This window comes from Psychrobacter sp., assembly GCF_030457785.1.
In the GTDB taxonomy this organism is placed as follows: Bacteria; Pseudomonadota; Gammaproteobacteria; order Pseudomonadales; family Moraxellaceae; genus Psychrobacter.
This window is the reverse complement of the sequence record NZ_JAKDUI010000072.1, coordinates 1-11144: the sequence shown is the minus strand read 5'-3', so window position 1 is coordinate 11144 and position 11144 is coordinate 1. Positions and strand designations below refer to the sequence as shown.

Here is an 11144-nt window from a genome sequence, read left to right as displayed (position 1 = left end):
ATGAGATATGGTCAGGACCATCTAATTTTGGAGAGTGGACAAGGTCATTGATCATAGCCACGATGGCTGAGATGGCAAAAAAGTTGTTTTGACCATCAGCGTTTGGTGACATAATTTAGGCGACACTATTTATATAAAAAGAAGCCCTATCGTCTGCCTAACCATTAATATATTCATAGTAATAGAGTTAGCTGTGTTACCCAGTGGTAAAACGTTTTATAAATGGACGACATTATAACGTTTGTAAAATTAATAACGCCTTATCTGTTGATATGTCGTTTTATTGGATTAATTTGAAAAAGTAGGATACCTATATGAGCTCCGTAACCACGAACCCGAGTGAAGTGAAGTTTACTCCTTATGAGCCAGCCAAAGATGAAGAATACATGTCTGATGCTCAATTAGAGCATTTTAAAGCCATTTTATTGGCCTGGAAAAACCAATTGATTGGCGAAGCAGATCGTACCAAGACTTATATCCAAGATGAGTCAAGCGCCATGCCGGATATCAATGATCGTGCCACCCAAGAGGAAGAGTTTGCCTTGGCCCTACGTACTCGCGACCGTGAACGTAAGCTAATCCGCAAAATCGACAAGTCTATGGCTGAAATCGAAAATGATGACTATGGTTTTTGTGAGACTTGCGGTGTCGAGATTGGTCTGCGTCGTCTCGAAGCACGTCCAACAGCCACTCAGTGTATCGACTGCAAGACATTATCCGAAATGAAAGAACGTCAAAACCAAGGTGCTTAAGAGGGTATTACACGGTAGTAGTAGAACCAAAGCCACAAGCGACCGTAATATGGTCGCTTGTGGCATTTTAAAAGAAGGTTCTTTAACTCACGACATTTAGCGCGTGTTGAGCAGTTTAATCAGTCAATCTAGCCCTAACAGTAAATGCCTCTTGATTATCAATCATTCACTAGCTTGAAAGCCTTCCACACGCCTATGCTTACTCAGACCGTACCATCGCAGCCTATTGGACGCTTTGCCCCTTCACCCACTGGTGAGCTACATCTGGGCTCATTTACCACTGCCCTTGCCAGCTTTTGTCACATTAAATCACTGGGCGGTAAATGGCTGCTGCGTATCGAAGATACAGACATCGAACGCTGTGATAGACAGTTTACAGATCAGATTTTGCTCGATTTAGACACCCTTGGGCTACACTGGGATGGTGACGTTATTCATCAGTCTGAACGCATTGATATTTACAATGACTACTTATCGTCAGCACTACTCCCTCTGACTTATGGCTGTCAATGCTCACGTAAAGACCTAGCAAGATACTGGGCTAAAGAGGAGCAGCGTCAAGCCGATGGGGATGGCAATAATAAAACACTCAATAAAAAATGCTATCCACGCTGCTGTATAGCGGCTGCTCTAGATAGGCAGAAGCATAAGCTACGCATACAACTACCAAACTATCAGATTGGCTTCAAGGACGGCATACAAGGACTACAGTGGGCTAATCCTCAGCAGACACTAGGAGATATGGTCGTGCGCCGGCAAGATGGCATGATCAACTATATATTGGCCGCCAGTCTCGATGATGGTCTGCAAAAAGTCACTCATATCATGCGCGGTTTAGATATTTTACCCATGACCACAGCACAAATCAGCATTATGGAGGCCGCTCGCTTGCCAGGCATTGACCAATGGTATCACCTACCCCTAATATGCCACGATGATGGTCAAAAGCTCTCTAAACAAAATCTAGCGCAGCCAATCAACATCTGCAACCCAAGCGCACTCATTGCTAGTGCCCTACAATTATTACAGCAACCAACCGTCGATACTGATACGCCTAAAAACATGCTAAAGCAAGCGATTGCTCAATGGGACAACACCCCTCTACAAGGTAAACAGCAATTGAGCAGCGTCAATGCTTGAAGATAGCAAACAAAAAACGCCACTATAAAAAATAGCGGCGCTCTTATTTATACCCCTGCCCTCTACTAATAATAACGGCACTGGCTTTTTTCGATTTGTGCACTTTCTTTATATATTTTGAGCAATAGCGCTACCATAAGTAGGCTAACGAGCATCGAAGATCCGCCATAACTAAAGAAGGGCATCGTCAAACCTTTGGTCGGAATCGCACCCATATTCATCGCTGCATTAATAATCGTTTGCCCGATGAACACCACGCCGATACCAAAAGCCGTATAACTCATACGCATCTGTCGGCGTTTTAATGCGTTATAACTGATACGCATCGCACTGGCAATAATCAGAGCCTCAAGTATCAATACCATCGCAACCCCAACAAATCCCAACTCCTCACCAGTGATTGCCAATAAAAAGTCGGTGTGGGCTTCAGGTAAGTGCGAGAGTTTTTGTACACTCTCACCATATCCAACGCCCGTAAACTGCCCACGACCAAAGGCTATTAAACTACGCGCCAATTGGTAATCAGTGTCTTGTACATCATCGAACGGATTGACAAATGACATCACACGCACCACTCGGTATTGCGCTGTCGTCACCATCAAAACCAAGCCGCCAATAGCAGCCGCCCCCAATGCGATAAAGTGCTTGTAAGGTGCTCCAGCGATATAAAAAATCGCAAAGATAGTACCCAAAATCACGACAAGCGAACCAAAATCTGGTTGCGATAGTAGCAACACCGTCAGTAGCACGACCACCAACAAAATCCGCAAAAAACCATCCATACCGTTACGAACTTCGAAAGAGCGGCGTACCACAAAATCAGAAACGAAAACGATCATAACCAACTTGACTAACTCGGCTACCTGAAAATTAAATCCACCTAACTGCAACCAACGCTTGGCACCATTAATAGGCGTGCTAAACAACACAGCCACCAACAGGACACCTGTAATCCCCAGTAATATAAACTGAGTCTCGGTCTTATATAGCCTTTTTAAAGACAGAAAATAATAAGGAATAGTCGCCGCCACAAACCCGATGGTCATATATAGGAGTTGGTTTCTGAAAAACTGTAACTCTGGCATACCACGACTAAGCGCGAAAGGAATAGAAGCAGATGCCACCATCAGCAAGCTAAGCACCAGCATACAACCTACGCTAGATATTAAGACGGCACGCGCTGAAGGCATCGACAAAACACCATCGGAGGCAGAGGTTTTTTTTGTTTGGGACGAAGAACGAAAAAAGGAAGAGATGGACATAATTTTGTATACACTAACGAACGAAAAACACGGCGTCTATACAACGCCACCGTTTAAAAAATATAAAGCAAATAACAGCAAACAGACAATGATAAATAACTGATTAATAACTGCCTGCCACCGCTCACTAACTGACTGACAGAAAACCAAGCAAGCACACTGAGCAAATATACTACCGTACCACTCAGCCCACTGGTTATGCCTGACAGTAGCAGTAATCCACAATCAAAACAATCGTTTATACAGAAAATACTCGCTCGTCACGGCAATACACTAAATATGCGCGTATTGGTTTAACACCAGTCATTGCCATCAAGCGTCTTCAAGATTATGAGTTGGTCGGCGCACCATCTAATTACGCGCCTTCTAGCTGGCTGGTCAGTTTACGAAAATGCTCACCTCGAGCGACATAGCCACTATACTGATCAAAACTAGCGCAGGCAGGTGACAACAGGACTGCTTGCACTTGCGATAGACTGCTACTTGTCACTTGTTGAATGGTGGAAAAAGCATTTTCTAACGTCTGACATTGATGCACGACCACATCAGCACTTAAATTCGCCGCCCGTAGGTGCTCCTCAATCAACGAACTATCCTCACCGATAAATACCACTTGGCCCACATACTGGTTAATCAAAGTCGTCAGCTCTCCAAACGCCTGACCTTTACCTTGTCCACCTAGCACTAACAGCAACTTACCATCTTTTGGTGCATAAACCGCACCCAAACCTTCAATGGCAGCCATCGTTGAGCCGATATTGGTTCCTTTTGAATCATTGAAGTAATCAATGCCATTAACCTTTGCGATGTATTGACAACGATGTTCCAGGCCGGTGAATTGTTGCAGTGTATCCAACATACTGTCTAATGATAAACCTACAAGCTCACCCAATGCTAACGCTGCTTGAGCATTGAGCAAATTATGACGACCTTTAATCAACAGTTTGTCTGCTGACAGTAGCCTTTCTGTACCGCGTGCCAAATAAATCTGACCCTCAGGATCAGTAATAAGTCCGTATTGATCTTTGTCTGGCGCATGAACACCTGTGCTGACTCTCGGTAAGTTATCCGCTACCAGTGGACGTGTCAACGCATCTTCACGATTGATGACCACTGATTTGGCACCTTGAAAGATACGGTGTTTGGCTTGATGGTAGCCAAGCATATCACCGTGTCGATCCAAATGATCAGGTGACATGTTCAACACCGTTGCTACCTGTGCTCCCAAATTGGTCACCGTTTCTAACTGAAAGCTGGACAACTCTAACACGGCTAACGCCATCTCTTTATCATCCAGTAATGTCAACGCAGGAACACCGATGTTGCCACCAACACCGACCTGAACACCCGCATCGGCTGCCATTTGACCGACCAACGTAGTCACCGTGCTTTTCGCATTGGAGCCTGTGATTGCTACTATCGGTACCGTACAGGCCTCACAAAACAATTGAATATCGCTGACTACTGGAATATTGGCATGGCGCGCGGCAGCAACTGCTTCTGTTTTTGGTGAGATACCAGGGCTTATAATAATACGTGCGGCTTGCTGCAACAGTTCGGCATCAATGGTGCCGAACTGACGAATATTGATTTCATCTGGCAGCTGACCTGCTAAGCTTGGGGTAGCCTGGCTATCAGTGACGGCAACTTGATAGCCTTGCTTGGATAAATACCGTGCAACGGATAGCCCAGACTGTCCCAAACCAACCACGACTTGTAAACCATCGCCTTTATGAAGTAAGGCATCTGTTGCAGAGTGGGATGTCATATCTATTCCTTTTTTTCTTGAACGAACAAAGTAGCATCAACTGACCAATATAGCACCAGCTAATGTAGTACCAATCAATATAGTACCAACCAATACGGTATAAGAGTCGGTTTAGTGATGCTGTCATGATGAAAGGCATGATAACGGTATCGTTCAGACTTCGGTACTGATTTTTTATAACTTTGTGCTATTATGCGCCTGTTTTTATATTGAGGGGCTAGTGCTATAATAACCGCCCCAGCCTTTAATCATTGGGTATTAACCCAAGCATTTTAGTTTATCACGTTGTCACATTTCTTTGGCAATGATTGGTACTGTGATCGTGCAATAATAGACGACAGCGTTTATTTGATAGCATACTTATCACCTGCTACCACAGCATCTCGTTATGAACTCTTTAGATTACTGTAGGTGTTATTTGAGCACACTACTTCAGGCGACCTTTATAAACAATTTTTTTAGGTAAGCATACTGAACTTGTCATCGGATTCATTATTGACGAGCGTATCAGTCAATAATGAATCCGATGACAGGATTATTATCGGCCTTTAATAATTCAAAATCACAATATGACTCAGCGCATGTTGTGGCGACAGACAGATGAAAAGCTATTTATATAGCAACGCGATCATCTTATTAAATATAGCAACGCGATCATCTTATTAATGAGTAATGATTATTTCTTTTGCCTCTAACCCTATGAAGCTTGCTTATGACATCTTTTATCGATAACTTACGTGACGAGTGGTTTTCCAATGTTCGCGGTGACGTTTTATCAGGTTTGGTCGTTGCGCTGGCCTTGATCCCCGAAGCCATTGCCTTCTCTATCATCGCTGGTGTTGACCCAAAGGTCGGTTTATACGCCTCTTTTTGTATCGCTGTCGTCATCAGTTTCGTCGGTGGTCGCCCAGGCATGATTTCAGCCGCTACCGGTGCGATGGCACTGGTGATGGTCGATTTGGTTGCTGAGCATGGTTTGCAGTATTTACTGGCCGCCACCTTATTATGCGGTGCCATTCAGGTCGTGATGGGGATTCTAAAGCTCGGTAATTTGATGCGATTTGTCTCTCGGTCGGTGGTTATTGGCTTCGTCAATGCACTGGCAATCTTGATATTTGCCGCCCAGTTACCCGAACTCAACCCCATGACTGAGCGGGTCGGTATGACCGTTTATATCATGACAGCAGTGGGCTTGGGGATTATTTACTTATTTCCACTGATTCCTAAAATAGGTCGCGTGATCCCTTCACCACTTATTTGTATTGTTGGTTTGACCGCTGTTGCCATGTATATGAATCTTGATATTCGTAATGTCGGCAGTATGGGCGATTTGCCTGACTCATTACCGATGTTTTTGTTACCTGATATTCCATTGAATCTAAACACTTTATTGATCATCGCACCTTATTCTATAGCACTGGCGATTGTTGGCTTGTTGGAGTCGATGATGACGACGACTATTGTCGATGAGCTGACCGACACACCCAGTGACAAAAATAAAGAATGCCGTGGTCAAGGTATAGCAAACGTGGTGTCAGGCTTCTTTGGTGGTATGGCTGGCTGTGCAATGATTGGTCAATCGATGATCAACGTTAAATCTGGCGGACGTACGCGCTTATCTACCTTAATAGCGGGTGTTGTACTGCTTATCATGGTTGTATTTTTGAGCGAGTGGGTCAGCCAAATTCCAATGGCAGCGCTGGTCGCTGTGATGATCATGGTGTCAATAGGTACCTTCAACTGGCAGTCCATCCGCGAGTTTAAAACCCATCCTATGTCTTTTAACATCGTGATGCTAGCGACTGTTTTGACCACGGTGTTTACACACAACCTAGCCTATGGTGTGGGTGTCGGTGTCCTGTTATCTGCTTTGGCATTTGCCAATAAAATTGGGCAATTCTTGACCATATTCAGTGAGTACGATGATAGTAATAACAGTCGTTACTACTATGTTCAAGGCCAAGTATTTTTTGCGTCTACCACCCAGTTTTTAAATAGCTTTGATGCAAAAGAAGCGGTAGATAGTATTCAAATTGATGTCAGTCAAGCTCACTTCTGGGACGTCAGTGCGGTAGACACGCTGGACAAGCTAGTCATACGCTTGCAACGAGAAGGCATTGATGTCAAAGTAGTAGGACTAAATAATGCGAGCAGAACACTGATAGATCGTTTCTCTATCCATGATCGCCGAGATATTGGTCTGTTAGATTAATGACAGCCCGTTTAATCAATTTTCGACCGAACTGAGGATACGCCCTAGCACTTTATATCTAGTACCTTATTAGCACCTTAAATAATCAGCAAGTAGTTACGAATATAGTTTTATAAACAGCTGCATTGGTTGAGAGAATTTGGAAGTGAGTATGACTGCCTTATCCTCGAACCAAGCAGCTTTGTTTTTCTTATTAGAATAATGTGGTATCTTATGAGTAATTTGAAACCCGACAGCGTAATTGGATGCCTGGACTGTCCTGAACACGTGCAAGCAGTGTTAGAAGCCAGCATGTGGGCTGCTACTCGCCTACAAGCGCCTATTGGGCTGTTACACGCTGCGCCAAGTTTGCAGCAAAAAGCAGCTGTAAACTATTCAGGCTGCCTAAATATCGATGACGAAAATAACTTGCTCGAGCAATTTACCATCAAAGAACATATAGGTAATTGTGAATTAAAAGCCCAAGGCCGACTTCTGCTCCATCAAGCCACCACGTATTGCGAACAACAACGCCAAAAACTCAAAACCTATACCTTACATCGACATGAACACCTCAATGAAAGTATCGACTACGTTGATGACAAGGCGCAATTAATCGTCATCGGTCATCATGTCACCTGCAAATCCACATTGAGCCAACTCATTAGGGTCAGTCACTGCCCCATTTTGGTGACTCATGCACCATTTTTGCCCCCTAAGACGGCTTTATTTGCTTTTGACAATAGTCCAACCTGTCATAAGTTGCTGAACTGGCTATGTAAGACCTCGCTTTTTCGCTCATTGACCGTTCATATTGTCATGGTCGGTAAAAAAACCTCTGGAAACTGCGACGCACTCCGTGAAGCTTATGCTCGGCTCAAACAAGCCGGCATTAAATCCAAAAAATCACTGCTAAACAGCCACGATGTGACATCAGCCCTACATTATTATCAAAATGAAAATGACATTGGTATCTTGATGTCAGGTGCTTTTGGTCAGTCCCGTCTACGCGAGCTGTTACGAGGCAGCGATACCGAAAAACTACTAGGCAGCACCAAAACTCCGCACCTCCTGTTTCCTAAGGCCTAGGCTAAAAACCAATAATACCAACGCTTTTCTGAGAGTGAGCACAGCATATAAGCACCAACACTTTCATGCTCGACCGCACATCAACCCCTATGCCAGCACTTCGCTGGCTTTTTTGCTGGTACTATTTACCCAGTCTTGCTTAACGTGACGCCAATCAAGTTATCAAATCAACACACGAAATCGGGCGATAGCGCGCACAAGTACCCAAAAAGTTGGTTATAATAAATTTATCATTGGCTTAATACCAAAGTTTGATTCACTTGTTTTCTATGTATAATGGTGGTTATCATTGCCTTGCAGGCACTATCATTTGCGATGACCTTAGTGATTTTAGAATAAATAATGCCAAAACTACCGACCCCCTTGAGTAGGTTTGGCACAATTCTTGAATGATTTTAGGGTAAGCAAGATAGCGATAAGACGCACCATAATGCCTCTATCAACCTTCCGCATCACACAAATAAGGAATTTTTTATGAAGCTAATCACTGCGATCTTAAAACCATTTAAGCTCGACGATGTACGTGAAGCGCTTTCTGACATCGGTGTTAAAGGTGTTACCGTCACTGAAGTCAAAGGTTTCGGTCGCCAAAAAGGTCACACAGAACTATACCGTGGCGCAGAATACGTGGTCGACTTTTTACCTAAAGTCAAAGTCGAAGCCGCTGTAATCGATGAAATGGTTGACCCTGCCATCGAAGCCATTACTCGCATTGCTAGCACAGGCAAGATCGGTGACGGCAAAATCTTCGTCACGCCACTCGAGCAAGTTATTCGTATTCGCACGAACGAGACTGGTCCTGACGCTATTTAAGGCGCATGACTCAACACAGACACAGATTATAGGTCCAACCTAACGCTTTACTATTGCATCAATTCAAGGGGGAATTAACATGCAAAACCAAATCTTTGAGCTCCAGTATGCCCTGGATACGTTCTATTTCTTAATGTGTGGCGCGCTCGTCATGTGGATGGCAGCGGGTTTCACCATGCTCGAATCTGGGCTAGTCCGTTCAAAAAACACTGTTGAAATCCTAACCAAAAACATCACACTATTTGCCGTTTCTTGTACTATGTATATGGTATGCGGTTACGCCATCATGTATGGCGGCGACTTATTTTTAAGTGGCATCGCAGGTGGTGAGTCATTGGTAGATGACGCGTTAGCAGCGTCTGCTGAAAACGGCTTTGGCGGTGACTCAGTCTACTCTGGGGCCTCTGACTTTTTCTTCCAAGTAGTGTTTGTAGCAACCTGTATGTCGATCGTATCAGGTGCCGTAGCTGAGCGCATGAAGCTCTGGGCATTCTTGCTATTTGCCGTGGTAATGACTGGTGTCATTTATCCTATAGAAGGTAGTTGGACTTGGGGTGGTCAGGACGTCTTTGGTATGTTCAATCTTGGCGACATGGGCTTTTCTGACTTTGCAGGCTCTGGTATCGTACACATGGCAGGCGCAGCAGCAGCTCTATCAGGTGTGTTACTACTAGGTGCTCGTAAAGGTAAGTATGGTCCTAAAGGTGAGATACGTGCGATTCCAGGTGCAAACCTACCACTAGCAGCGCTTGGTACGTTGATATTGTGGTTAGGTTGGTTTGGCTTCAATGGTGGTTCTGTACTAAAGCTTGGCGATATCGCTAGTGCAAACGCAGTTGCTGTTGTCTTCTTGAATACCAATGCTGCTGCAGCTGGTGGTGCAATCGGTGCGTTCTTAATTGCACGTGTTATCTTTGGCAAAGCTGATTTAACCATGCTATTAAATGGTGCATTGGCTGGACTAGTAGCCATCACTGCTGAGCCTTCTACACCGACTGCCCTACAGGCGACCATCTTTGGTGTGATTGCTGGTGTTATCGTTGTACTATCTATCCTAGCATTAGATAAAGTGAAAATTGATGACCCAGTTGGTGCAATCTCAGTTCACGGCGTCGTTGGTCTATTTGGTCTATTACTTGTACCAATCACCAACCCAGCATCGACTTTCATAGGTCAAATCGCTGGTGCAGCCACCATCTTTGCTTGGGTATTTGTTGCAAGCTTTATAGTTTGGAGTATCATCAAGCTGATCATGGGTCTACGTATCACTGAAGAAGAAGAATACGAAGGTGCTGATAGATCAGAGTGTGGTATGGACGCATATCCAGAGTTCGTAGTATAAGTATAACTGCACAAAGCATGATTAACGGTGTCAGACTTGCTTGTTCTAATAGAATACTCTCACAGATAACTGACACTCGTTTTTCTTGCTACTTTAGTATTTCGACAGTCATATAAGCTTTAGACATACAAACTTTAGATAAGTCGCAATACTAAAAACCCCGCAAACCTTTCGGTAATGCGGGGTTTTTTTATGTGTTAGCTATCAATTCGATGTGAAGCTAAGCGATAAGTTTATTTCTTCTTCCACTCTTGACTACGTGAAAATGGACCGATATATCCCTTTAACTTTAAGGTGTTGCCACTTAAGTCTGCAGTCATACGATAATCCTTGTCTTTTGCAGGATCAGTGATCGTACCACCGCTATATTTACCGCCACCGTCAGCTTTTAGGTTTTTAATGACTGTCCTGCCGACATACTGCTTGGCTTTTTGAGTAGAGCCAGCGATCAACTTACCAGTCAATACTCCGTTCGATTCGGTGATCTTAACCACACCTTTTGGTTGACCTTCGTCATAAGTCTGCCACGTAGTATTATGCAGTGGATCAGCAGCGAACGCCATGGTTGCCATGCCAATACCAGCAGCTGCTATAGCAGTTTTCGTAAATATTTTCATAAATTGACTCCTTTCATATAATGGTTACTCGAAACGTTATGTTTCTGATGTTCAATGCTACTCCCTTGCTAGCATCTTTTAGTACAAGCCTTGCGGATCATATGTTTCATTGTTGATTGGTAGTTTAGGTTAACTATAACAGTCTGAAAATGATGAACCCGCTCGCTCAC

General features: G+C 44.0%; 9 protein-coding genes. 6 read left to right on the top strand and 3 right to left on the bottom strand.

The features are described from left to right. Window positions 1–314 precede the first annotated feature (314 nt). Window positions 315–752 carry an RNA polymerase-binding protein DksA gene (gene dksA / locus L0J61_RS05240; protein WP_301465290.1) on the top strand — a complete coding sequence of 146 codons (438 nt, stop codon included), beginning with the start codon at window positions 315–317 and terminating at the stop codon, window positions 750–752. A 195-nt stretch (window positions 753–947) separates the two neighbouring features. After that, the gene (gene gluQRS / locus L0J61_RS05235) at window positions 948–1892 is read left to right on the top strand and encodes a tRNA glutamyl-Q(34) synthetase GluQRS (RefSeq protein ID WP_301465289.1); all 945 of its coding nucleotides are present in this window, start codon (window positions 948–950) and stop codon (window positions 1890–1892) included. A gap of 65 nt (window positions 1893–1957) precedes the next feature. Here the strand turns inward: gluQRS and L0J61_RS05230 are convergent, their stop codons facing one another. Further along, window positions 1958–3082, bottom strand: a complete 1125-nt coding sequence (locus L0J61_RS05230) for an FtsW/RodA/SpoVE family cell cycle protein (protein ID WP_301465291.1) — start codon at window positions 3080–3082, stop codon at window positions 1958–1960. Between the two features lie 427 nt (window positions 3083–3509). Further along, the gene (gene murD, locus L0J61_RS05225; protein WP_301465288.1) at window positions 3510–4922 is read right to left on the bottom strand and encodes a UDP-N-acetylmuramoyl-L-alanine--D-glutamate ligase; all 1413 of its coding nucleotides are present in this window, start codon (window positions 4920–4922) and stop codon (window positions 3510–3512) included. Between the two features lie 712 nt (window positions 4923–5634). Here murD and L0J61_RS05220 point away from each other — a divergent pair. The 4 genes from L0J61_RS05220 to L0J61_RS05205 all read left to right on the top strand — a co-directional run bounded on the left by L0J61_RS05220 (window position 5635) and on the right by L0J61_RS05205 (window position 10357). Then, window positions 5635–7134, top strand: coding sequence for a SulP family inorganic anion transporter (locus L0J61_RS05220; protein ID WP_301465287.1), 1500 nt, complete (start codon window positions 5635–5637; stop codon window positions 7132–7134). 213 nt (window positions 7135–7347) lie between these two features. Then, the gene (locus tag L0J61_RS05215) at window positions 7348–8202 is read left to right on the top strand and encodes a universal stress protein (protein WP_301465286.1); all 855 of its coding nucleotides are present in this window, start codon (window positions 7348–7350) and stop codon (window positions 8200–8202) included. Window positions 8203–8676: 474 nt separating this feature from the next. Further along, on the top strand, window positions 8677–9015 hold the full coding sequence (locus tag L0J61_RS05210; RefSeq protein WP_301465285.1) for a P-II family nitrogen regulator: 339 nt from the start codon (window positions 8677–8679) through the stop codon (window positions 9013–9015). Window positions 9016–9094: 79 nt separating this feature from the next. After that, entirely contained in the window at window positions 9095–10357 is a 1263-nt protein-coding gene (locus L0J61_RS05205) for an ammonium transporter (protein ID WP_301465284.1), read from the top strand. A gap of 233 nt (window positions 10358–10590) precedes the next feature. Here the strand turns inward: L0J61_RS05205 and L0J61_RS05200 are convergent, their stop codons facing one another. Beyond that, entirely contained in the window at window positions 10591–10974 is a 384-nt protein-coding gene (locus L0J61_RS05200) for a DUF2147 domain-containing protein (RefSeq protein WP_301465283.1), read from the bottom strand. Window positions 10975–11144 lie beyond the last annotated feature (170 nt).